Source organism: Desulfonatronum thiosulfatophilum, from assembly GCF_900104215.1.
GTDB lineage: Bacteria > Desulfobacterota > Desulfovibrionia > Desulfovibrionales > Desulfonatronaceae > Desulfonatronum > Desulfonatronum thiosulfatophilum.
This window is the reverse complement of sequence record NZ_FMXO01000006.1, coordinates 41,203-65,354: the sequence shown is the minus strand read 5'-3', so window position 1 is coordinate 65,354 and position 24,152 is coordinate 41,203. Positions and strand designations below refer to the sequence as shown.

Annotated in this window: 21 protein-coding genes; 1 reads left to right on the top strand and 20 read right to left on the bottom strand. The window is 54.7% G+C overall.

All coding sequences use genetic code 11. The features are described 5' to 3' along the window. Positions 1-43 precede the first annotated feature (43 nt). From BLP93_RS06180 to BLP93_RS06105, 16 genes are all read right to left on the bottom strand, one after another. Positions 44-1,033, bottom strand: a complete 990-nt coding sequence (locus BLP93_RS06180) for a glycosyltransferase (protein WP_092118668.1) — start codon at positions 1,031-1,033, stop codon at positions 44-46. Positions 1,034-1,056: 23 nt separating this feature from the next. Continuing rightward, positions 1,057-2,709, bottom strand: coding sequence for a single-stranded-DNA-specific exonuclease RecJ (gene recJ, locus BLP93_RS06175; RefSeq protein ID WP_244148663.1), 1,653 nt, complete (start codon positions 2,707-2,709; stop codon positions 1,057-1,059). A 313-nt stretch (positions 2,710-3,022) separates the two neighbouring features. Continuing rightward, the gene (locus BLP93_RS06170; protein WP_092118662.1) at positions 3,023-3,805 is read right to left on the bottom strand and encodes a tetratricopeptide repeat protein; all 783 of its coding nucleotides are present in this window, start codon (positions 3,803-3,805) and stop codon (positions 3,023-3,025) included. A gap of 12 nt (positions 3,806-3,817) precedes the next feature. Next, positions 3,818-4,531, bottom strand: a complete 714-nt coding sequence (gene pyrF, locus BLP93_RS06165; protein ID WP_092118658.1) for an orotidine-5'-phosphate decarboxylase — start codon at positions 4,529-4,531, stop codon at positions 3,818-3,820. Continuing rightward, the gene (gmk, locus tag BLP93_RS06160; RefSeq protein ID WP_092118655.1) at positions 4,524-5,174 is read right to left on the bottom strand and encodes a guanylate kinase; all 651 of its coding nucleotides are present in this window, start codon (positions 5,172-5,174) and stop codon (positions 4,524-4,526) included. Before gmk ends, pyrF begins: the two co-directional genes overlap by 8 nt. A 1-nt stretch (position 5,175) precedes the next feature. After that, positions 5,176-5,445, bottom strand: coding sequence for a DUF370 domain-containing protein (locus BLP93_RS06155; RefSeq protein ID WP_092118652.1), 270 nt, complete (start codon positions 5,443-5,445; stop codon positions 5,176-5,178). A gap of 64 nt (positions 5,446-5,509) precedes the next feature. Next, positions 5,510-6,430, bottom strand: a complete 921-nt coding sequence (locus BLP93_RS06150) for a YicC/YloC family endoribonuclease (protein WP_092118650.1) — start codon at positions 6,428-6,430, stop codon at positions 5,510-5,512. Then, positions 6,427-7,155, bottom strand: coding sequence for a twin-arginine translocase subunit TatC (gene tatC / locus BLP93_RS06145; RefSeq protein WP_092119002.1), 729 nt, complete (start codon positions 7,153-7,155; stop codon positions 6,427-6,429). Before tatC ends, BLP93_RS06150 begins: the two co-directional genes overlap by 4 nt. A 44-nt stretch (positions 7,156-7,199) precedes the next feature. Continuing rightward, complete coding sequence (gene tatB / locus BLP93_RS06140; RefSeq protein WP_092118647.1) at positions 7,200-7,700, bottom strand: Sec-independent protein translocase protein TatB; 501 nt, start codon at positions 7,698-7,700, stop codon at positions 7,200-7,202. A gap of 75 nt (positions 7,701-7,775) precedes the next feature. Next, the gene (gene guaA, locus BLP93_RS06135; protein ID WP_092118643.1) at positions 7,776-9,323 is read right to left on the bottom strand and encodes a glutamine-hydrolyzing GMP synthase; all 1,548 of its coding nucleotides are present in this window, start codon (positions 9,321-9,323) and stop codon (positions 7,776-7,778) included. After that, positions 9,323-10,789: an IMP dehydrogenase gene (gene guaB, locus BLP93_RS06130; RefSeq protein WP_092118640.1), complete on the bottom strand. Its 1,467-nt coding sequence runs from the start codon at positions 10,787-10,789 to the stop codon at positions 9,323-9,325. Before guaB ends, guaA begins: the two co-directional genes overlap by 1 nt. A gap of 168 nt (positions 10,790-10,957) precedes the next feature. After that, positions 10,958-11,665 carry an ABC transporter ATP-binding protein gene (locus BLP93_RS06125; protein WP_092118635.1) on the bottom strand — a complete coding sequence of 236 codons (708 nt, stop codon included), beginning with the start codon at positions 11,663-11,665 and terminating at the stop codon, positions 10,958-10,960. Continuing rightward, positions 11,658-12,392 (bottom strand): ABC transporter ATP-binding protein, encoded by a 735-nt coding sequence (locus BLP93_RS06120; protein ID WP_425248220.1) that lies wholly within the window; start codon positions 12,390-12,392, stop codon positions 11,658-11,660. Before BLP93_RS06120 ends, BLP93_RS06125 begins: the two co-directional genes overlap by 8 nt. Before the next feature lie 34 nt (positions 12,393-12,426). Further along, the gene (locus tag BLP93_RS06115) at positions 12,427-13,479 is read right to left on the bottom strand and encodes a branched-chain amino acid ABC transporter permease (protein ID WP_244148661.1); all 1,053 of its coding nucleotides are present in this window, start codon (positions 13,477-13,479) and stop codon (positions 12,427-12,429) included. Between the two features lie 100 nt (positions 13,480-13,579). Beyond that, complete coding sequence (locus BLP93_RS06110; RefSeq protein ID WP_092118629.1) at positions 13,580-14,467, bottom strand: branched-chain amino acid ABC transporter permease; 888 nt, start codon at positions 14,465-14,467, stop codon at positions 13,580-13,582. 97 nt (positions 14,468-14,564) lie between these two features. Next, positions 14,565-15,719: an ABC transporter substrate-binding protein gene (locus tag BLP93_RS06105; RefSeq protein ID WP_092118626.1), complete on the bottom strand. Its 1,155-nt coding sequence runs from the start codon at positions 15,717-15,719 to the stop codon at positions 14,565-14,567. 542 nt (positions 15,720-16,261) lie between these two features. Between BLP93_RS06105 and bamJ the strand changes: the two genes are divergently transcribed. Next, positions 16,262-17,041: a BamJ family beta-barrel-assembly machinery protein gene (bamJ, locus tag BLP93_RS06100; protein ID WP_208596578.1), complete on the top strand. Its 780-nt coding sequence runs from the start codon at positions 16,262-16,264 to the stop codon at positions 17,039-17,041. A 75-nt stretch (positions 17,042-17,116) separates the two neighbouring features. Here the strand turns inward: bamJ and BLP93_RS06095 are convergent, their stop codons facing one another. From BLP93_RS06095 to BLP93_RS06080, 4 genes are all read right to left on the bottom strand, one after another. Beyond that, positions 17,117-19,153, bottom strand: a complete 2,037-nt coding sequence (locus BLP93_RS06095; protein WP_092118623.1) for a methyl-accepting chemotaxis protein — start codon at positions 19,151-19,153, stop codon at positions 17,117-17,119. Between the two features lie 88 nt (positions 19,154-19,241). After that, complete coding sequence (locus tag BLP93_RS06090) at positions 19,242-19,628, bottom strand: response regulator (RefSeq protein WP_092118620.1); 387 nt, start codon at positions 19,626-19,628, stop codon at positions 19,242-19,244. A gap of 284 nt (positions 19,629-19,912) precedes the next feature. Continuing rightward, positions 19,913-21,328 carry a sigma-54-dependent transcriptional regulator gene (locus BLP93_RS06085; protein ID WP_092118617.1) on the bottom strand — a complete coding sequence of 472 codons (1,416 nt, stop codon included), beginning with the start codon at positions 21,326-21,328 and terminating at the stop codon, positions 19,913-19,915. Between the two features lie 119 nt (positions 21,329-21,447). Continuing rightward, positions 21,448-24,150, bottom strand: coding sequence for a PAS domain S-box protein (locus BLP93_RS06080; protein ID WP_092118614.1), 2,703 nt, complete (start codon positions 24,148-24,150; stop codon positions 21,448-21,450). Positions 24,151-24,152: the final 2 nt, after the last annotated feature.

Here is a 24,152-nt window from a genome sequence, read left to right as displayed (position 1 = left end):
CCAATTGGACAGCCATGATCACTTGATGTCGCTCATCAAGTGATCATGGTAGCTCAAGGAGAGATCGCATTTTATGTGTAATTTCCGTCAGTCCGAAAGCTGACATGTCCTTGATCGCGTTCCGCAGTTTCGGATTTTTTTTGTCGCGGGATAATTTTTTCATCAGGTAACCGGCATGCCGGAGATCAGGATAGGCCCACTTCATTTCCGGCCTGTAGAGGGGAATGCGCCGGCACATCTCCTCATGGACATGATCCAGGAAGTGATTCACTGGATAAGAATTCGCTTCACTCATATAATGCATGTTTCCGGAATATCCTGTGGCAATGACCGGATTTCCAAAAAACATCGCATCGGAAATGGTCAGACCCCACGCCTCCGCATGATGCAGACTTATGTAGCAGTCACAAAACCTATGCAGTGCCGACAATTCGCCCGGACTCAAATCTTTGTCTATGCTGATGACCTGCGGCAATGAGGCGAGATCAACAGCGTGCCGGTATTGCTTGACGACGAGATGGACGTTCTTGTGGGAATGAAAATTTTTGGCAAAGACATCCAGCAGGGAACGCAGGTTTTTTCTCGGGTTGACCGAATCGACAATGGAATAGAAATAAAAACCATCTTCATGATGACCGATTCTCGACGTGATTCGCATCAGATCATCAATGCTTGGCTCAACACGAGATACGACGTGTTCCAGCACCCGCACCTTCTCAAAATGTTTCAGAAAAGCCGTTGCGGAAAACGGTGTGCAAGTCCAGATTTCGTCCACCAGTCTCAGTGGTTCAAGGTATTGTAGCGGTAGGTCTTCCGTCTCCCATACGCTGTAGGCAATAATTTTTCGGTACCGGGATTTGGAAACTAAACGAAGTACATTGGAATAATTTAACGGGTCGTCATGAAGAATGATCACATCCGCATCATTAATGTCATGAACCAGATTCAAGCCAAGATTTTTCAGTCCGACAATGTAGTCCATGCCGGCATTACGATGGCTGATGTAATGACTCAAATGGTAGTAAATATTCATTAGGGCATGCCGTCAGACACGTCTCATCCCTGCAGCGACCAGTCCTGTAGCGCCAATTCAATGCTTGTGACGCCGTTGAATTCGTTGAATTTGGGTGTATATGCCAAATACACGCTTTTCCCGGTGATGCTTTGCGGCAAGGCCTTGGCTTGGTTCCAGGCCTTGGCACGCATGGTCACACCGGCGATTTCGTCGCGCAGATCCAGGAATACGTGATCCACACCCACGGGTTTGCGTTTACGCACCACCACCTGAGGGGAGATGAACAGAGGCTTGGGGTTGTCCGCTCCGAAGGGGGCCAGCAGTTCGAGCTCCTTGAGCAGGTCGTAATCAATTTCCCCGAAGCTCAGGGGAGCGTCCAGGATCAGGGTGGGCTTGGGCGGCGTATTGTTCAGCTTCCGGGCCACTACGGCGTTGAATGCATCCCGGAACAGATCCAGGTTTTCCTTGTGCAGGCGCAAGCCCGCGGCTTGGCTGTGTCCCCCAAAACCCAACAGAAGATGTTCGCAGGCCTGAAGACCGTCATATAGGGAAAACTCCGGAATGCTTCGACCCGATCCCTTCAGTGCCCCGGATTCGTCGTCCGTAAGGATAATCGTCGGCCGATAGTGCGTTTCGGCCACTTTGGAAGCGATGATTCCGATCACTCCCTCGTGCCAGTGAGGCGCATGGAGCACCAGACCGAAACGACCTTGCTGTTCCAAGGCCATGCGCAGGGCTTCATCCTGGATTTCCCTGCCGATGCCCCGGCGCTCGACGTTGAATCCATCCAGTTCCTTGGCCAGCTCCCTGGCCTCGTTCAGATCCTCGGTCAACAGCAGACGCAGCGCGGTTTCCGCCTTCCCCAGCCTGCCAGCCGCATTAATCCGGGGCGCCAGGCCGAAGCCGACCCGGTCCTCGTCCAATACGGCGCTGGGCTTGTATCCGCAGACTTCCTTCAGCGCAAAAATTCCCGGACGCAACCCGTCCTTGAGAACAGTCAGTCCGTTCTTGGCCAGGATACGATTCTGCCCGGTCAGTTCGACAATGTCGGCAATAGTGCCCAGAGCAACAAGATCCAGAAACTGACGCATGTCCAAATGCTCGCCGGGGAGCATCCTGTTCAGGACGGCGGCGAGAAAAAACGCCACGCCTACTCCTGCCAGAGTGGAACATGGACATTCTCCGATCTTGGGATTCATGATTGCGTCTGCCGGAGGAAGTTCCGGTCCTGGCAGATGGTGGTCGGAAATGACAACCGTCATGCCCAGTTCCTTGGCCCTGACCACCTCCTTGATGTGGCTGATGCCGCAGTCCACCGTGATCAACAGTTTAATGTCCCTGGAAGCCAACGCTTCTATGCCGGAGCAATTCAATCCGTAGCCCTCTGTTTGGCGGCTCGGAATGTAATGCTCCGAAAAAATGCCCCGGGCACGAAAAAAAAGCAGCAGCAAAGCAGTGCCGGTTATGCCGTCCACGTCGTAGTCCCCCCAGACGACCGGCTTTTGTCCGGATGCCAAGGCCTGGGAAATGGTTTTGGCGGCATTTGTCAAACCGTGCCATTGGTCAGGATGCGCCAGATCCCGAATCCGGGGAGAAAGAAAGAGATCCATTTCCGTTGTGGAACGAAGTCCCCGGGTCCAGAGCAGACGCACTACGAGAGGAGAAACGTCCAGCTCGCCGGATAATACGCGCACTTGTTCATCCCCAGGCAATGTGGAGCGAAATTTCCATGACTTATCAGAAAAATGAGGCAAATTATTCATATAGAAATAAAATGAAGTCGAAGTGATACTTGATCACCCAAAAAGGAGGTTTTGGATTGAGATTGAGTGGAACGTGCTTTCTCACGGCACGTGATCTTTAATCGGAAAATTGCTCTTGGGATTAACTTTCTGAAGAAAATCCCAGGATCAGCCGTTACTCGGATGACGTAATCAACTTAATAAAGCCAGACGAAATAGTGCCAGCACATTAAGCGATTTTCAGGGTGATGAAAGTCGAAGAGAATTAACTGTCTTGAGACACAAGACCCTTGTTTTTCAGAAAATCCAAGAACTTGGTGGCTTCAGGCATTTCCGGATTGATTTCGAGGGCTTTTTTAAGCATCTCGATGGTCTTGGGTATGTTCTGGCTTTCCAGGTAGACTCGGGCAATATTGTAGTAGAGGTTTTCATCATTCTGGGAGAGGCTCAGAGCCTGATCGTAGTAGACAATTGCCTGGTCGATCATCTTGTTTTTACGCAGACTGATGCCGAAATCGTTGAACAGGTGCTTGTGTTCAGGCTCGTATGCCGCCTGGATCTTGACCAGGCGGTCAAAGATATCCTGTGCTTTGTCCTTTTCTCCTCGCTCCAAATAGGTCAATCCCAGCCCGAAGTTGGCGCGAACGTTTTCTTCGTCCACTTTAACGGCATTGTTGTATTCGAATTCCGCGCTGAACGATTCCCCGCGTTTACGGTGCCGATCGCCGCGGGCAACGGACTTTTCCATTTCACGTATCTTCGGCATGACCGTAACGGTGTAAAATTCCGGTTCCGGAGAAAATTTATCCAGGAATTCATCTTTGCCCAACGTGTTCTTCGGTCCCGAAGGCACATAATTTACGTTCAGCGGTTGGACTTCAATCGCTCCATCCTCAAGTTCATTTGCAAACCAATAACTTTTCTGGATGGTTTTGCGCAATGTCGTGCCCGTACCGACTTTGGTCAATACTTGCGTGGAAAATACTCCCTTGATGCGGTCTTTGACGATGTTTTTTTTATCTTCCGGGATTGCCGATGTTTTCGTCATGGGTATGGCTCCTTATCCTTTTGCTATGGAGACCAACATATCCGCCGCGGACTGCGCCGGATTAACCGCTTTGGTGATGGGACGACCGACGACCAGAAAATCTGCTCCTGCCGCCACCGCCGTCGCGGGAGTGGCGATGCGGGACTGATCATCAGGAGGCGAGGAGGTTGAGGTGTTATGGTTACGGATGCCTGGCGTGATGCACAGGCAGGAGGGCCAAAGCTTTTTGATTCGTGATGCCTCCAAAACCGAGCAGACCACGCCCTGAATGCCCCACGTTCGTCCCTGCTCTGCAAGAATTTCGGCGAGTTCCGAAGGAGTCCGGTTGTTGTCCATCCAGGCGACATCCGGCTGATCCAGACTGGTGAGCATGGTCACGCCTAAAACCATGGGAACGAGTTGAGAAGATGTCGATCCTTCCAGGCACCCGTCCAAGGCGGCTTGAATCATTCGTTGGCCCCCAGACAGGTGCACGGTGAGCATGTTCACGCCCAGACCGGAGGCAATCCGGGTGGCGGAGCGGACTGTGTTCGGAATATCGAGGTATTTCAGATCCAGAAAGATTTTGCATTCTCTTTCCCGCAAGACTTCCACGGCCCGCGGGCCATGCGCGGAAAACAGTTCCAGACCGATCTTGAACCATTGCACGCGAGGTCGAAGCTGATCCACGAGTTCCAGCGCGGAGTCCAGATCCGGCGTATCCAGGGCAACAATCAGTTCAGCCATCGCTTGAACTCCCAAGCTTGCTTTCCGTCCAGGTTGACAGAATGTGCGCCATCAATTCGCCGTTGTATCGACTGCGGAGGCCTTCGGCCAGATAGACGCTGCGCAGATCCCGGTATGCCTGTTCCAGGTCGTCGTTGATGATCCAGGTGTCGAAAAGTTCCGCTTGCTCCAGTTCTCGGCGCGCATTGGCCAGTCTTTGATTCAGGGACCGGGAGTCTTCCGTCCCGCGCCCGCGCAAACGCTGCTCGAGAACCTGTCGGGACGGCGGAAAAAGGAAGATGAAAGAGCCGTAGTCAAAGGCTTGTCGCAACTGACGGGCCCCCTGGACGTCAATATCAAAAAGCACGTCGCTGCCCTTATTCAGCATTTCCTGGACGGCTGGCTGCGACGTTCCATAGAGATTGCCATGAACCTCAGCCCATTCGGCCAGGCTGCCGTCGACCTGCAGCTGGTGAAATTGCTCTTTGGAAACGAAATGATAGTCCCGCCCGTTTTCTTCTCCCGGCCGCGGAGGGCGGGTAGTATAGGAAACAGAGAAGGCCAGCCGGGGAAATTCCTGGCGCAACCGCTTGATCAGCGTGCTTTTTCCCGTACCCGAGGGGGCGCTGATGACCAGAAGCAGTCCCGACCGTGCAGAGGACATGCTACTTCTCCTCGTCCACATTCTCGTCGCGTAGGGAATAACGTTGACCGATGGTTTCGGCCTGGATGGCGGACAAAATGACGTGATTGGAATCCGTGATGACGATGGACCGGGTTTTGCGCCCCTGGGTCGCGTCGATGAGACGCTTGTCCGTTTTGGCTTCTTCCCGAAGGCGGCGCATGGGGGAAGAAGTAGGGTTGACGATGGTGATGATCCTGGAACTGACCACAAAGTTGCCGTAACCAATGTTCAACAAACTCGTTTTGGACATGATGAAATTCCTGTTCGAACCTTTTGTATGACGATTCTGGCGTACTGACGATACCCGGAGGCAATTACTCAAGGTTTTGAATCTGTTCCCGACACTTTTCCAATTCGGCCTTGAAGGCCACGACATCGCGGCTGATTTCGGCATCCTGGGTTTTGTTGCCGCAGGTGGAGATTTCCCGCAGACATTCCTGAAACAAAAAGTCCAACCGCCTGCCGGAATCGGCGACATGGTTCAGAATGCGCCGGGCCTCTTCCAGGTGCATGGCCAGGCGGGTGAGTTCCTCGCTCACGTCCAGCCGGTCTGAAAGGAGGGCAAGCTCCTGGAGCATTCGTGGTTCGTCCAGGACCAAAGGCCCTGCATCCCGGTGAGCGTTGTAGGACTGAATCAAAGCATCAATACGCTCATGCAGGAGTTCCATCCGTTTCGGAACGAGTCCCGCGGTCCGGGAACGAATCTTGACCAGGATATCGGTCATTCGTTCCAGGCGTGATAGAATATCCCGGCTCAATGTTTGACCCTCGCGGAGACGGGCCTGTTGAACATCTTTCAAAGCCGCGTGCAGTCCCTGACTCATATAATCGACCAGTCTCTCGGAAAGATCGCCGGAGGGGTCGCGCCACAACCCGGAATGCAGGAAGAGCTGGTTGAGATCGGGTTGAAATGGGAGGTCGGTCAGCTTTGCCAATTCCTGCATCTGGTTCAGCATGCCCCTGGCCTGGGTTATGTCCAGGGTCGGGCAGACCGCGTCGGGCTGGGTGAGGCGGACGTCGAGACTGATGTCCACCCGCCCCCGTGTGAGATAGCTGCGAACGATTTTTTCCCAGCCGTTTTCCAGGCGGCGGCAATAGCCCGGAATGCGCCATTTGATCTCCAGATAACGGGAGTTGATGGTCCGGATTTCCCAGGATTGCACTCCGTCCTCATTCTGGAGGCGGCTTGAACCGAAACCCGTCATGCTCCGTACTGAACCCGTGGGCACGCTCATGCCTGAGCCTCCGGGGCGACCTTGGGTTTTTTGCCGAAAAACAGGGCTACGAAAATGCTGAACTCATAGAGGATGATCAGCGGACCGGACATCAGGATCTGGGTGATGCCGTCCGGCGGTGTCAGGATCGCTGCTATAACAAAAGCAAATAGTATTGCGTACTTGCGTTTCTTCCGCAAGGAAGCGGCAGTGACCAGGCCCATTCTGGCCAGAAAAAAGATGAACAGGGGCAGTTCGAATATAAAACCGAACGCCAGCAGCAGTTTTAGTGAAAAGCTGAAATATTCCCGCAGGCTCGGCATAGGCCTGATCATCTCGTCGGCATAGCCCATGAAGAATTCAAAGCCGAAGGGAAAGACGATGAAGTAGCCGAACAATGCTCCGGAGACGAAAAACAGAGCAGATACCGCTGCGATTGGAATCATGTACTTGCGTTCGCTCTCGTACAAACCCGGAGCAATGAATTTCCAGATCTGATAAAAAATATACGGGCTGACCAAAAACAGGCCGGCCACGAAAGCGACTTTTACATAGGTGAAAAAGGCCTCCGGCAGGGCCGTGAAGATCAGGCTGCTGTCCGGAGGCATGACTTCGAGCAGCGGCTTCATCATTAATTCAAAGAGTTGCTTGGAAAAGGCGTAACAGATCAGAAAGCCCACCAAGGCGGCAATTGCCGAACGAACCAGCCGGGTGCGCAGTTCCCCCAGATGGTCCATAAGCGTCATTTCCTTCAACTCCCCGGGTTGCTCCTGTTGCTGGGAAGTTTCGCTCATGCCTGGTCCTTTGTGCTCGGCTGGTTCTGTTCATCCTTGGCGACCGCGTCTTCGGGAACCGCCGTTTTCGGGGCGTTAGCGCCTAGGGGGGCCTGGGCGGGAGATTTCTGGATGGAAGGTTCGACGGGAGATGCTGGCGCTTCGGAAGTTGGCTTGATCTCGGGTGTCGGGTCCGCTTTGTCAGTCACCCGAGTGTGAGTGGGGCTAGGATCAACGCACTGAGGCGGCGGGACGCAGGCATCCGTCTGCGCCTTGGCCGCAGCCGGCTTGGGCTCTTCCGTTTCCTTGGGAGAAGCCTTCTTGGTTTTTTCGCGCTCATCCTCTTCGATCCTGGCTGCTTCCAGGTTCAAGGTGCGCTGAACGTCCGTGGTCACGCGCCGGAATTCTCCCAGAGCTTTTCCAAGAGAGCGGGCGATGCCGGGCAGTTTGGCCGGTCCGAGAACCACCAGCGCCACGAGCAGGATAATTATGAGTTCCGTTGTACCGATACCGAACATGATGCCGTCCTAACAATCAACAATATGTCCTATTGTGTAAAAGAATTTCGAATGCGCGGGGATTGGGATGCAAGCCTATTCCCACTCGATGGTGCTGGGCGGCTTGGAGGAAATGTCCAGAACCACCCGGTTCACCCCTTTGACTTCATTGATGATCCGATTGGAGATCAGGGCCAGGATTTCCGAAGGTACTCTGGTCCAGTCCGCGGTCATGGCGTCGATGCTGTCCACGATGCGCAGGGCGATGACGTGTTCATAGGTCCGCTCGTCGCCCATCACGCCCACGGTCTTCAGGGGCAGCAGCACGGCGAATCCCTGCCAGACCTTGTAGTACCAGCCGGAGGCCATCAGTTCGTTGTGCACGATCTTGTCCGCCTGCTGCAGGATGTTCAGCCGTTCCTGGGTCACCTCTCCCAGAATGCGGATGGCCAGTGCTGGTCCGGGGAAGGGATGGCGCCAGACAATGAAGTCCGGCAGGCCCAGTTCCACCGCCACCTTGCGAACTTCGTCCTTGAACAGCTCCCGAAGCGGCTCGATGAGGGCCAGATCCATCTTTTCGGGCAGTCCGCCCACGTTGTGGTGGCTCTTGATGACCGCGGACGGACCCTTGAAGGAGATGCTTTCTATGACATCCGGATAAAGGGTGCCCTGGGCCAGGTATTTGATTCCGGTGAGGGCCTTGGCTTCCTGTTCGAAAACCTCGATGAAGGTGTGCCCGATGATCTTGCGTTTCTTTTCCGGATCCTCGACGCCCTTGAGACGGGACAAAAACAGATCCTGGGCCTGAACAAAATGCAGGTTCAGATCGAAATGCTGGCGCAGGTAGGCCACGATTTCCTCGCCTTCCCCCAGGCGCAACAGTCCGTTGTCCACAAGGACGCAGTGCAGTCGGTGACCGATGGCCTTATGCAGCATCACCGCGACCACGGTGGAATCGACGCCGCCGCTGAGGGCGCAAATGACTTGCTCGTTTTCGCCGATTTCCTCGCGCAGCCTGGCCAGGTGTTCTTCCAGAAAGGACGACATGTTCCAGTTCGGATTGAGATCGGCGATCCGGAACAGGAAATTGCGCAGGATCTGATCTCCGTCCTCGGTATGGGCCACCTCGGGATGAAACTGCAGGGCGTAGATTTTTCGGGCAGGATCGGCCATGGCCGCGACATCCACCCGGTTGGTCCTGGCCAGGACGATGAAGCCCGGAGGCGGAGCGAGAACCTTGTCTCCATGGGACATCCAGACCTTGATCCCTTCCTTGACAACCAAGCCCTCCCACAGAGCACAGTCTTCGGTGATGAACAGTTCGGCGCGTCCGTACTCCCTGTCCTGCGCCGGTACCACTTCGCCACCGCAGATGTGAGCCAGCAGCTGCATGCCGTAGCAGATCCCCAGGATGGGCAGCCCCCAGTCCAGAACTTGGGGGTCCAGAGCCGGAGCTTCATGGTTGGTCACGCTGGCCGGACCGCCGGAGAGGATCAGGGCTTGCGGTTTCAGAGCCTTGAGTTCTTCGGAGGTAATGGTGCAGGGATGTATTTCGGAGTAGACGCCGGCTTCGCGGATCCTGCGGGCGATAAGTTGCGTATACTGAGAGCCGTAATCGAGGATGATGACTTTATCTGTTTCCATTATGAAAAATTCTCCACACGGTAGTTGGGGGCTTCCTTGGTGATGATCACGTCGTGCACGTGGCTTTCCCGCAGACCGGCCGGGGATATGCGTACGAATCTTGAATTGGTCTGCAGGGCTTTCAAGTCCGCGCAACCAAGATAGCCCATGCCGGAACGCAGACCACCCACCAGTTGGTAGATGCTCTCGGTGACGGGTCCTTTGTAAGGCACACGGCCTACTATGCCCTCAGGTACCAGCTTGGAAGACTTTTCCTGGAAGTAACGGTCGCAACTGCCTTCTCGCATGGCGTCGATGGAGCCCATTCCCCGGTATATCTTATAGGAACGGCCCTGGTAGAGAATAGTTTCGCCGGGGCTTTCTTCTGTCCCGGCGAACAGGCTGCCGATCATTACGCAGTCGCCGCCGGCGGCAATGGCCTTGACCACGTCGCCGGAAAACTTGATTCCGCCGTCGGCGACAAGGCATTTATCCGCCTCACGACAAGCCCGAACCGCTTCCATAATGGCCGTGACCTGCGGCACGCCGACTCCGGCTACGATCCGGGTGGTGCAGATGGAACCCGGTCCGATGCCCACCTTGACTGCGTCCGCCCCGGCTCGGATCAGATCCCGGGCGCCCTCATAGGTGGCCACGTTGCCTGCCACGAGCTGGCAATGGGGAAAACTGCCCTTGATCGCCCGCACGGCGTCCAGGATGTTTCTGGTATGGCCATGGGCTGAGTCCACAACGAACAGGTCGGCGCCGGACTGCATCAATGCCTCTACCCTGGCCTCGCCGTCCACGCCCACGCCCACGGCGCATCCCACGCGTAACCGGCCCACGGAATCCTTGCAGGAGTTAGGGTATTTCTTGACCTTTTCGATGTCCTTGATGGTGATCAGTCCGCGCAGTTTTTGGTTGTGATCCACCACCAGCAGTTTTTCGATTCTGTTCTGGTGCAGCAGATCCTTGGCCTGCTCCAGGGTTGTGCCAACGGGAACGGTGATCAGGTTCTCGCTGGTCATGATCTCCCGGGCTTTGGACTGCATGTCCGTGACAAATCGCACGTCGCGGTTGGTTACGATGCCCACGAGGTGATCGTTTTCCACCACAGGTAATCCCGAAATGCGGTATTCGGACATCATTTCCAGAACCTTGGCCACGCTGTCGTCGGGATGGATGGTCACCGGATCAATGATCATACCGCTCTCGGATTTCTTGACCTTTTCCACCTCAAGCTTCTGCCGCTCAATGGGCATGTTCTTGTGGATGATGCCCATACCCCCGGCCCTGGCCATGGAAATGGCCATCCGGGCATCCGTGACCGTGTCCATGGCCGCGCTGACCAGCGGGATGTTCAGCTCGATTTCCGGAGTGATCCGGGTGCGCACATCCGCCTTGTCCGGCAGAATTTCCGAATAGTTGGGAACTAGAAGGACATCGTCGAAGGTCAAACCGAATGGAATATCTGAATCATGATTCATGAAATATCCTTGTAGAGTAGAAATCTAGTTTTCCTTAAAATAGTCAGAATCCAACCGTTTAACTTCATACGTAGAACCGGTGGACACGCCGACACCGAAGTCGATCATGTGCAGTTCGTGTTGATTTCCGTTGACGAGGACGATGTTGCTGAAAAAGGCCATACGCGATCAATCCATTCCAAGATAAGCGGCCTGGACTTTGGGATCGGCCAGGAGGTCGGAGGCTTTTCCGGACATGGTGACCATGCCGGTTTCCAGAACGTAGCCGCGATGCGCGATTTGCAGGGCCATCTGGGCGTTTTGTTCCACCAGGAGCACCGTGGTGCCTTCCTTGTTGATCTGGACAATGACGTCGAAGATGTTCTCCACAATGATCGGCGCCAGACCCAGGGACGGTTCATCCAGGAGCAGCAGCTTTGGCCGGGCCATCAGGGCTCTGGCAATGGCCAGCATCTGCTGTTCGCCGCCGGACAGGGTTCCTCCGTACTGCTTGCGGCGCTCCTTGAGAATGGGAAAGAGCGTGAAGGCTTTTTCCTCGTCCTCCTTCAGACCGTTCTTGTCCCTGCGCAGATAGCCGCCCATGCGCAGATTTTCCAGGACCGTCAGGGCCGGAAAAATCATTCTGCCCTCGGGCACCTGGGTAATGCCCATGGCCACGACCTTGTCCGTGGCTGTCTTGGTGATGTCCCTGCCTTGGAAGGTTATGCTCCCGGACCGCACTCCGACCACCGAAGAGATGGTCATCAGCGTCGTGGATTTTCCAGCGCCGTTGGATCCGACCAGGGTGACGATCTCGCCAGCCTGTACGCTCAAGGTGATTCCCTTGAGAGCCTGGATATTGCCATAATAGGCTTGTACGTCGCGCAACTCAAGCATGGGCGGCTCCCCTTCCGAGATAGGCCTCGATGACCTGGGGATTCTCGCGGATATCCTTGGGACCGCCTTCGGCGATCAATGTACCATGATCCAGCACGACCAGTCGCTTGCAGATGCTCATCACCAGCTTCATGTCGTGCTCGATGAGCATAACCGAGACTCCCTTATCCAGAATGGCATAAATCAGGTCCACGAGCATTCTGGTTTCCTTGGGGTTCATGCCCGCGGCCGGTTCATCCAGCAGCAGCAGCTTCGGTTCCGTGGCCAGGGAGCGGGCAATTTCCAGACGGCGCTGATCGCCGTAGGAAAGGCTGTTGGCATCGGCCAGAGCATGGTGTCCCAGGCCGACGAAATCCAGCCAATACATGGAGTCTTCAACGATGGCTCTTTCCTCGTCTTTCTGGAATCGTGTGCGCAACACCGATCGGAAGAAGTTGGATTTCGTTCGGCAATGCCGGGCGATCCGAACATTGTCCAGGACGGTCAGGGCATTGAACAGGCGGATGTTCTGAAAAGTCCGGGAAATTCCCATTTCAGTCATTTTTTCGGGCTTGAAGCCGTTGATGCGTCGGGACGTATCGCCTTTTGTAAAGACAATATCCCCGCTCGTGGGCTTGTAAACCCCTGCAATGCAGTTGAACATGGTTGTTTTCCCGGCTCCATTTGGTCCGATCAGGCCGAGAATCTCTCCTTCGATAACATTGAAGGAGACGTCGGCCAGGGCCATGATGCCGCCGAAGCGTTTCGTGATGGAGTCGATCTTAAGCAACGGAGTCACGGGGATCTTCCTTGACCGCGGAGCGTTTTACATATCGTTTCTGGAGATCCAGCAGCAGCGGATTGGAACGTCCGCTGGAAGCAATAGCCGGAAAAAAGCCCGCGGGTTTGAAGCGCATGATCAGGACCATGATCAGCCCGTAGGCCATGAACCGGGTTTCCGGGGGGAGACCGAATGATGTCAGCACTTCCCGCAGCACCTCGCCCAGGCAGACCAGGATCACCGCGCCGATCAGGGCGCCCTTGATGTTCCCCAGACCGCCGAGCACCACCATGCACAACACCAGGAAGGACTCCCAGAATTTGAACATGTCCGGTGAGAGGAACATGGACCAGCGGGCGTAGAAACAGCCGCCCACCGCGCCGATGGCCGCGGAAATGGCAAAGGCGATGACCTTGTAGTTAAGGATGTTCACCCCGCAGCTGGCCGCGGCCAGGGGGTCTTCACGAATGGCGTACCAGGCGCGGCCCAGGCGGGAATCCTCCATTCGGCGCATGATGAAGAACACGAGGCCGACCAGCAGGGCCGCGACGTAGAAATTGGGGGTCTTGTCGTAGAATTGAAAGTACCAGGCCTCGTTCAGCCAGGTCAGGTTCACGGTGATGGGCTGGATACCCGGCAGGCCCAATGGCCCTCGGGTCAGCCAAATCTCATTGGTCAGGAAGAGCACAACCAGCTCCGAAAATCCGAAAGTGACGATGGCGAAATAGTCTCCGGTCAAACGCAAGGTCGGAGCACCGAGGAGGGCTCCCCACAAGGCTCCGTTGAGGGCGGCCAAGGGAACGATGACCCAGAAGGAAAGGTCGTAATGGATGGTCAAAAGTCCGGCGGTATAAGCGCCAATGCCGTAAAAGCCGACATAGCCAAGGTCCAGGAGACCGCAAAAACCCGGGACGATGTTCAGGCCCATGGCCAGAATCATGTAGACCATGGCCAGGGTCATGACATGGATGATGTAGTCGCTGGATTGCGGGACCAGGGGATAGGTCAACACCGCGGCGATGATCAGCAGGGTAAGTGATTTTCCGATATTCACGTTTTGGTTCCGATTAGAGAGCGTTTATCTGATTTCAGCAGGGGACGCCTGTTGTTCAATTTCAAGTTTCAAATCTGAGCTTTTAAATACCCATATTACGTCAAGCCTTGTCCACCACCGAGCGTCCCAGGATTCCGGATGGACGGAAGATGATCACCGCGATCATCACGGCATAGGCCACGCCGTCGCGGTAGAGCGAGGACACATAGCCCGCGCCGAGTGCTTCGGCCACTCCGAGGACCACGCCGCCGATCATGGCGCCGGGCACCGAACCGATTCCACCGAGCACGGCCGCGGCAAAGGCCTTGACCCCGGCGGTGTAGCCCATGGTGGGATAAAGTGTGTTGTAGTACACGGCAACCAGGATTCCGGCCACCGCTCCCATGGCCGAACCAAGGGCGAAGGTGAAGGAGATCACGTAATTAACGTTGATGCCCATCAACGACGCTGCGGTCTTGTTTTGGGCAAGGGCGCGCATGGCCGTGCCGATGCGGGTTTTGTTGATGGTCAGATACAGGCCGATCATCATCACGATGGCCACGGCGAAAATGAAAAGCTGGAGCCATGTCAGACTGATGTCGCCCATGACCAAGGCTTTTTCTTTAAGATAATCGGGGACGGCCATTTGGGGAAAGGGCCTGGAACGGCTGCCCCAGATGATCAGGGCAACGTTCTGGAGAAAAATGGACATGCCGATGGCCGTGATCAGGGCGGCCAGACGCGGGGCTTTGCGCAGGGGGCGATAGGCGATGATATCGAGCAGGATGCCGCACAGCATGCAGCAGATCACGGCCATCAAAATAGCCACGTAAAATGGCAGCCCGACCATGGTAATGAAGGTCACGCAAAAAAAGGCCCCGAGCATGTAGATTTCACCGTGGGCGAAATTGATGAGCTGGATGACGCCGTAGACCATGGTATAGCCCACGGCGATCAGGGCATAAATCAGGCCCAGGGTCAAACCGTTGATGAGTTGTTGTTCAAGCAAAGGGGGGATCTCCTGCCGGGAAGTGAGGGGGACTGCATGAAACCGAAACAGGCTGGGAGCGGCCCAGCCTGTTTCGGTGTGATAACGGAGGAAAAGCTTATTGCATCTGCTTCGGGGCGGCGACGAACTGGCCGTCCTTGACCATCTTTACGAAAGCGCTTTTCTCGGGATCACCGATTTCGTTAAAGTATGTTGCTCCGGTGATGCCGATATATGCATTCTCTTCGGAGTTAATTCCGGCCAGGAAGTCGCGGATCGCGGTCCGGTCCGTACCGACGGCGGCCACCGCTGCGGCGAATTTGCCGGCGGCGTCATAGGCGTTGGCGCTCATCCAGTCCAGATCGCGCTGATACTTTTCCTCGAACTTCTTGATGAAGTCCTGGGCCTGCTCCGGGGCGGCGTCGGCCAGGAAGGGAACCGTCATGTAGGTGTTGTTCGCGGCTGCACCGCCCAGGTTGATGTAGTCTACGTTGTCCAGTCCGTCAGCACCGAACTTGATAACGTCCATGCCCAAATTGGCGGCCTGTGCGGCGATCAGGGCTCCTTCGTTGTAGTAACCGGAGATGAACAGTCCGTCGGGAGTATGGCGACGCAGGCTGGTCAGTTGAGGAGTGAAGTCGGTGGCGCCTTTTACGTATCCTTCCTCGCCGACCACGGTCAAGCCGATATTTTTGGCCTCAGTTACGAAGGCGTTCTTCAGGCCGATGCCGTAGTCGTTGTTTTCATAGAACACGGCGATCTTTTCAAGACCAAGAACATCCTTGACATAATTGGCCAAAAACTTTCCCTGGTAATCGTCCAGGTACACGTTGCGGAAGGACCAGACCCGGCCCTGGTTGTCCTTGTTCTGTTGGCTGATGGTCACATTGGTGGCGGTGGGGGAAATAACGGGCATGCCCATGCGCACGTACGTGGGCAGCGCGGCCAAGTGAGCGGAGGAGCAGACATGGCCGACTACGCCGACGATGTCTCTGTCGCCGACAATGCGGGGAGCGACAACAGCAGCTTCACGAGGTTCGCACAGTTCATCGAAGTAGGCCACCTCGACCATCGTTCCATTGATGCCGCCGGCGGCGTTGATTTCCTCGACCTTGGTCTCCACGCCGGATTTGATGTTTTCTCCATACGAAGCAGCAGGGCCGGTCAAGGGGGCGGCCACGGCAATCTTGATCTTTTGCGCCCAAGCCGGGGAACAAACAAGTACCAGCAAGCAGGCGGCCGTGACGGTCTTCATCCAACTTTTTGCACTCATTGATTTCCTCCACGTTGATGTTGTTATTGGTGTTCAATAAAAAACAAAATACTGCATGGCCATTTTAAATCTTTTCCGACGAGATCAGGTCTTGTGCGGATTCACCGGAAACGGATGCGTCCGAAAGAGTTCGCCGAGGCATTCGGTCTTGGGCAAGGGCCGTTACCATATTCAAGACACTTCATGGACCAAAAGAGCTATTGCCATGAAAAAAACAAGTGTGTCAATTGAAATTTCAAGGAAAGCCGTAGTTTATTGCAATAATTGTCGTATTTTTGAGAAGTTGGTCATCTCAAGTCGGCTGAACAAAGTGTGCGCATCGAGCGGAATAGATGCTTTGAGGCATTGTCGGATGGCAAGCTGACACTCGTTGATACAATTTTATACGCTTGCGAGGCAGGAACTGCTGCAAATCAGAGATGAAATCGAAAATTATTGGCCAGATCAGGTCGTCCCAACATGTTCCCGTACATGGACAACCTTTTTTTCGTGCCCTATGATGAAATTTTACGTCAACCTTCTCACATGGATAAGGAGTTCTTATGAGTTTCCGCACAATGACCATCGCGTCATGTTTGAGCATCGGCCTGAGCCTGGTGATCCTGGGCTGCGGCCAGCAGCCGGCATCGGCGCCGCAGGCCGGCAATGGGCCGCGGACAGTTCAACAGCTGGACACTCCGGTCCAGAAGACGAGTTACGCCATCGGACTGGATATCGGGACGAATATTTCCCAAGGCGACCTGGATGTAGACGCTGATGCACTGGCACAGGGCCTGCGCGACGGATTGGGGCTGGGCGGCGAACCGCTGATGACCCAGGCGGAGCAGCAGGAGGTGCTGATGGTCCTGCAGCAGGAATTGATGCAGCGCCAGATGGAAATGATTCAGCGGCAGTCATCCGAAAATCTCGAAGAAGGCCGTGCGTTCATGGAAGAGTTCCAGGAGCAGGAAGGAGTTCAAGCCACGGAGAGCGGCATTTTGTACCGGGTCATCACCGAAGGTGACGGGGAAACTCCCACTGCCGAGGATATCGTCACAGTGCATTACACAGGCACTCTCGTGGATGGAACTGTTTTCGACAGTTCGGTGGAACGCGGCGAGCCGGCCACCTTTCCCCTGCAAGGTGTCATCCCCGGATGGACCGAAATTCTGCAAATGATGCCCCAGGGTTCAAAGTGGGAAGTCGTCATCCCCCCGGACATGGCCTACGGGCAGCAACAGGCCGGTCCGATCATCCAACCCAACTCCACCCTGGTCTTTGAGATCGAACTGCTGGACGTCGTTCAGGCGAATAATGCGGAAGGGAATGCTTCCATTCAGTAAATATAAATCCTTCTTTCGGTCATAAAACAAAAGCCCTCACGTGAGGGCTTTTGTTTTATGTATATGGCCAGTTTTTTAACTCTGCTTGAGCTGCTGCACCAGATTCTGCAGTTCCACGGACTGCTGAGCCAATTCGGAAATGGCCTGGGCTGACTGATCCATAACTTCACTGGTCTCCGTGGATATCCGATTGATGTCCTCCACGCTGCGGTTGATCTCCTCGCTGGCGGAGGATTGTTCCTCGGCTGCCGTGGCAATGGACCGGACCTGGTCTGCTGCTTCCTCGACCAGAGATACGATCTCCAGCAGGGCTTCGCCAGACTTGTGGGCCAGCTTGGTGGCCACTCCGACGGCGGTGGCAGCCTGTTCCATGCCTTGAATATTGTTGCGTGTTCCCTCCTGAATAGCCGAGATGGCGTCGCCCACTTCCTTTGTGGCGTTCATGGTCTTTTCGGCCAGTTTGCGCACTTCGTCGGCCACCACGGCGAACCCGCGTCCCGCGTCGCCGGCTCTGGCGGCTTCAATGGCCGCATTCAGGGCTAAAAGATTGGTCTGATCAGCAATATCCTCGATCACGTTCATGATCTTGCCGATCTGCTCGGCCTGCTGGCCCAGTTGGCTCAAGGAGCTTTTCATGGTTTTGGTCTGGGTTTCCACTTGATTAATGGCCGTGACCACTTCAGTAACGATCTGCGATCCATCCTGGGCTTTCACCCTCGCCTTGTCCGATCCTTCCGCGGCATGGGAAGCGTTCTTGGCCACTTCCAGCACTGTGGCGTTCATCTCTTCCATGGCCGTGGCCGTCTCTCCAGCGCGGTTTTTCTGCTCTTCCGCTCCCCTGCTGGCCTCCTCCACCTGGGCGGACAATTCCTCAGATGCAGAGGTCATTCTCTCGACAACGCCTTCGATGCTCGATGCGGCCTGGAGCATGCCTTCACGCTTGGCCATTTCAGCTTGACGCCGTGCTTCCTCGGCTTCCTGCGTGGCGATCTGCGCCTTTTGGGTCTCCTGGCGGGCAAGTTCCGATTGATGATCGGCCTCTTTCATTTTTTCAATCAAGGACTGAACCATGCTCTGAATGCTCATGTTCAGCTTGCCGATTTCGTCTTTCTGGTCAATTCCTGATTTGGCCTGCAGATCGCCAGCCGCCACGGATTCAGCATAATTCATCAGCCGGTTGATCGGCGAGGTGATAGTCCGACTGACGAGAAGGGCAATCACGATGCCCAACCCGAAAAATACCAGAGAAGCAATGCCGATGGCCCAGCGCAACGCATAGATCTGTTCAAATACATCGTCTTTCATGGCTCCCACGGCAATGGACCAGCCGGTATTCGCAATGGGTGCGTATCCGAAAAAACGATCCGATCCCATGAAAGGGTATTCGTCGAACCCGGACTCGCCGCGGGTCATGCGTTGGAACATGGCCGCCAACTGGGCGTACTGCGAATCCGTCCTGGCCTCTTCGATGAAATTGCGCTGATCCAGAACGAACTGCCGGTTGCCGTGGGCGATCAGGGCGCCCTTGCTGTCGATGATATAGGAATAGCCGGTGTTTCCGTACTTGATGTTGTCCGTGATTTCACTGAGCAATGTAGCGTCGAGTCTGGCCATCAGCACGCCCAAAACGGTCCCGCGGTCATTCTTGATCGGTGTGGCGATGATCATGACCGGCTGGTTGGTGACGCGGCTGATGATCACGTCTGAGAAGACGGACTTCCCGGCCATGGCTTGCTTGAAATAGTCGCGGTCGGCCAGGGAAGCGGTGGTGCCGTCAGGGTATCTGACTTGTCCGTCAGAACCGATGATGCCCATGCCCAGATAGCCCAGTCGGGCTGTTTCTCTTTCAAGCGCCTGTCGCTGTTCCGCCCAGACCATGGATCGGATGACTTCCCTGTTCGCGATCCCTTCCATGGCCTGAAGGTACGAATCAAGCCGGCTCCTTACAAGCCTCGCCCCATCCTCGGCCATCAAGGGGATGTTCTCCTGGACCTGACTGAGCGCCGCCTTCGAAGCCCGGTCATAGGCGATAAAGCCCAAGCCGGCGCAGACCAGGGCAAGCAGGGTGAGAAAGCCGCCGATCAACTTCATTCCGATGGGAATGTTTTTCATATTATCTCCTTATGTTAACTCAGTATGATACAGTTAACCATTGTGAAACACATTACTCTCTTCGCTGGGGAATCCGCTCGTCATTGTTTCATGGCTTTCCTCGCAATGTCGCGTTGATCAAGGCAATCAAATGATGAGCTTCAAATGGCTTGTGAATCACATTGCGAACATCTATTTCCTTCAGACGCAAAATCGTTTCGCTTTCGCCATAAGCCGTCATGACGATGATCCCGTAATCAATTGGATGTTTCGTGATAATTTTGATTAATTCAATTCCATCCATGCGGGGCATTTTGATGTCGGTGACAAGAACATCGATTCTTTTATGGTTGCTGCTTGTGTGAGTCAGGATATCCAATGCATCTGCGCCGTTATTTGCCTCCAGCACATTGAATCCATGACCGCTCAAGATGAACTTTATGGAAAATCGAAATCTGGGCTCGTCATCAACAACAAGAATCGTGTCTTTATGCATGAAGCTGCATGTGCAGGGGGCATGCCATGTCTGCTGTTGATTCAAGTCTTGAATTTATGGTTTTTTTTTGAGGATCGAAAACTTTGTTCCAATACTGGCGTCAACGATGGTTGCGCGGGACTCAATGAGGAATCTTCATTGTCCTGACAACGGAACGACGTGAAACCAAAGTTGACGCCAAGGGCGTGATGTCAGCTTTGGTTGACAATCTGTAAATGGTGATGGGCAGATTTTGATGCGAGCATCAGCCGCACCTGGGTCAGGTGAGGAGGTACCGGAGAAAGTCAGCGGGATGAGGCGATCTTTCTGATTCGCTTGTTCAGGGCTTGTCTTGATATGCCGAGCATTGCCGCGGCTTTGGCCTGGTTGCCGTTCGCCGTCCGCAGCGCTTGGTCTACCAGTCTGGAACAGGCCTGTTCCAGACTGGGAAGAGGATTTGGATATTGCCAATCATCAATACCGGGTCTTGGAAGCGCAACCGAGTTCGTACAGCTTTCCAAGGCAATGCCCGCGAGTCCAGCGAGCTTTTCTTCCAGAACAGACATGCCGCCCCCTGCCATTGCGGCATAGATTAGGGAACGCAATTCCCGGACATTGCCCGGAAAATTATAGGTTTGAAGCAAATCCGCCAACCGCGGGGAGACATGTTCCCGCGCCAAGCGCAGTTCGATACAGGCCTCGGCAAGATAATGTTCCACCAGGAGAAGGACATCCTCCCCACGTTCACGTAGTGGAGGAAGGTGCAGTCGGTATGTGTTGATCCTGTAGAAAAGATCTTCCCGAAACTGTCCCAGCTTCCGGCTTGACTCGAGGTCCCGGTTTGTGGCTGCTATCACTCTGGCTTTGCTTGCCTTGGGAATGTCCGAACCAAGAGAATAGTAGACATGGTCCTGGATGAGCTTGAGCAGTTTGACCTGGGCAGAGGGACTCAGGTCGCCGATTTCATCCAGGAACAATGTCCCGTTCTCCGCTTGTTCGATCAAGCCTTTGCGGGGTTCCCGGGCATCGGTAAAAGCGCCCTTGACGTGACCGAAAAGAGTGTCCGCGAAAACATTGTCGTCCAGGCCGGCTGCATTCAGGCTGATGAAGGCGCCTGTCCGGCCGCTTGCCCTGTGAACGGCCTGAGCCAGAAGGTCCTTCCCGGTGCCTGTCTCTCCGGTGATCAGCACGGGATCAGACATGGTTGCGACGACCTCGAGATAGCTGAAGATAGCCGTCATCTTCGGATTCCGGGTGATAATGTCTTGAAAGATGTCAGGCCTATCCAGTCCGCCTGTGAGCAGTTTTCGACTGAGACGCTGGTTCTGCTGTAAAATCAGGGCATGGCTCATGGCCCGGCGCAATGTCGTGATCAGCCTGTCCGCGTCCACGGGTTTGACCAGGTAGTCGAAAGCTCCGGACTTTATGCATCTGACCGCGGTATCGGTTTCGTCGACTCCGGTGACCACCACCACCTGGATTCCGGGGTTCGTATCCCGGGCCTGCTGTAAAATCACTTCTCCCGAAACATCCGGCATGAACAGGTCCAGCAAAAGCACTCCGTGCTCCAGTTCCGGAAGTAGGTCCAGGACTTGTCGCCCGTTGTCGAAGGTTTTGACGTCGCGATACCCGAAGGACTTGAGTGTCAGGTAAAAGCTTCTTGTCAGAGCCTTGTCGTCGTCGACTATGTAAACCGGGTGCTTTGAAGTCTGTTCATCCATGTCGTGTCTTATCGGATACGGTTGCGGTGTTTTATCCGAAAGGTGCTGGTTCTTGAGGTGAATCGAGTATGGGGCTCTTAGTACTTGGACTCACGATTACCGTAAGCTTCACTGCGAGCTCAAGTCGAGAAGGTCTCAGGAGAAGCAGAGGGAATAATAACGGTTACCGTCGTGCCTTGGCCTGGATGAGATTGAAAGCGCATTGCCCCTTTGTGGTTCTGGATGATGGACGAGGAAATGGACAGGCCCAGTCCTGTTCCTCCAACTCCATGCCGCGTGCTGTAGAACGGATCAAGAATGCGGTCCAGCATGTCCGGTGAAATACCCTCTCCCTGATCGATAACCTTAAAGCCAACGGCTTTATCCTCTTCAACGGAAAACGTCTCCAAGGCGACGGCTTGTGTTTTGTCCGTTAAAGCCTGGCAGGCGTTGATCAGCAGGTTGACCATGACCTGTTCCAGCTTCTGGGAGTCCCCCAGGGTCAAAGGCAGGTCCGGTTCAAGAAATATTCTGAAGTTGTCCGTATGGGCGTGGATGGTCTTGCGGATCAGGGCCAAGGCCGACTCGGCCACATTGTTGATGTCCACAAATTCAGTCATGTTCAACGACGACTGTCGCGCAAAGTCCTTCAGCTCAGTGACAATTCTGGTAATTCGTCTGCTGCCTTCATGTATTCCCGAGAAAAGTTCCAGCACATGATCGCGCATCTGGGAAAAAGGGGTGCCGGCAAGCTCGAAGTCCTTTTTGTGGTGAGCATGCTTCTCCAGAATCGGCAGGGATTCGTTCCATACTCTTTCCAGAATAGGCGCGTTGAGTACGATTAGGTTGTTGGGGTTGCTGATTTCATGGGCCACTCCGGCCACAAGGGTGCCCAGGGAAGCCATTTTCGATGCCTGGATCAGCTGCTCTCGCTGTTCATCTCGCTGGATTTCCGAAACTTTTTTTTCCGTGATGTCCATGATCATGCCAAGAACAGCATTATCACCGGAATTGTCGTTTCTGGCTCCGACAACCCTGATCCATTTTTTGCTCCCCAGGATATCCAGGCGCAGATCAAAGTCGAAGGATAGTGTAGATGGCGGCGCACAGCCTCGAATATCGGCCATGAGGCTCCGGTCTTCCTCATGGATAAAGGACAGTACCTCATCAAAGGGAATACTTCCTCCGCTCCTCAGGCCAAGGATTTCGGCCGCTGTCTCGGAACCGGTGAACACATCACTATCCGAATCATATTTCCAGGCGCCCATGCGGGCCAGCCTTTCAGCGGCCTTGAATTCAGCATTGCGCTGCAGCAAAGCCTTTTCATATTTTTTACGTTCGGTGACATCCCGTGAGGTAAACAAGATTTCCTTAAGGTCGCCCAAATCGTCATGGATGAAGCTGCCGACGGTTTCCAGCCAAAGATGGCTTCCGTCGGCACAGAGGTATCTGAGCTCACCTTTTCGGGCGCCGTCGCGACCGGCCAGAAAATCCTCGAAGGAGGAGATGATTTTCGGCTTGTCTTCCGGATGTACAAAATCAAGGATGTTCTCGCCGATCATGGAAGTTATGTCGTACCCGAGGAGTTGGTGCGATTTACTCAGGTACTTAAAATTCCCTTCCAAATCGGTGAGCGCAACCAGATCAGTCGTGTTATCCGTTATCTTGCCGAGCTGTCGCGAAATATCTCTGAGAGTCTCCTGCGAGCGTGTTAGGTCCGTCAGATCGCGGACAATGGCCAGGAAATCAGCTCCGCAGGTCACCATCCGGCTTTCAAAATACCGGATCTCGCCGTTGACCTCGGCCTCATATCCCAGTGCGTCACACTCTCCGTGCGCCGCGATCCGGTTGATTTGAAACACGACCAGGTCCGCTGTTTCCGCCGGAAGAACTTCATGTGCATTACGGCCTAGGAAATCTGCCGGGTCAAATAAAAGGCTTCCGTGGGAAGCATGAAAATCCAAAAACACGCCCTGGCGGTTGAACAGGAAGATCATGTCGGGCAGAGCGTTGAGCAGGGCCTTGTTTCTGGCCTCGCTGGCCTGCAGTTGTTCCCGGGCCGTCTTGCACCCGGTTATGTCCTGAATGGTTCCGAAAATCCGAACGCATCGGCCGTTCTGGAAATCAGCCTCGCCCATGGTTCTGATCCAGCGGTCATTTCCCTTGGCCGTAACGATCTGCAATTCCACATCGTAAGAGTCACCTGATTCCATGCACCGGGAGACGACCTCGATAATCTTCTGACGATTTTCACCTTCCTTGTAAAAGTTAAGTGCATTTTCCAAATTCGGAACATAATCCGGCTCTACTTCATGGATCTCTCTGGTAATCGGGGAATAATGGAGCACGCCCGTGGCCAGGTTCAACTCCCATCCGCCGACACGCGCCATCCGGCTGGATTGCTTGAGCGACTGGTTTGCCTGGAGCAAGGTTTGCTCCAGTTTTTTGCGTTCCGTGATATCGGTGGAAAAGCCAAGATATCGGTTGACCTTTCCTCGTGCGTCCCGCTCGGCGCGTGCATTCAGGGAGACCCAGAATACGGTCCCGTCCCTGCGCATTCTGGTACTTTCGAAATTCGTGATCCTGTCTTGTTGTTCCACAAGATGTTTGAATGCATCACGGTCACGCGGGGCAACGTAGATTTGCCCCGCTATATCGGTAACCGACTCCATTAGTGCCCGGGGCGAGTCGTAACCGTACATGTCGGCCAGAGTTTGATTGGCCATGACATAGCGGCCGCCGGGGGTGGTGATGAAAATGCCGACAGGGGCGTTGTCCAGGATTTCCCGGCAGTCAAAGCCGAAGATGGAACAGGTGTCCTGTTCAAGGGGCAGTTTGGGCATGA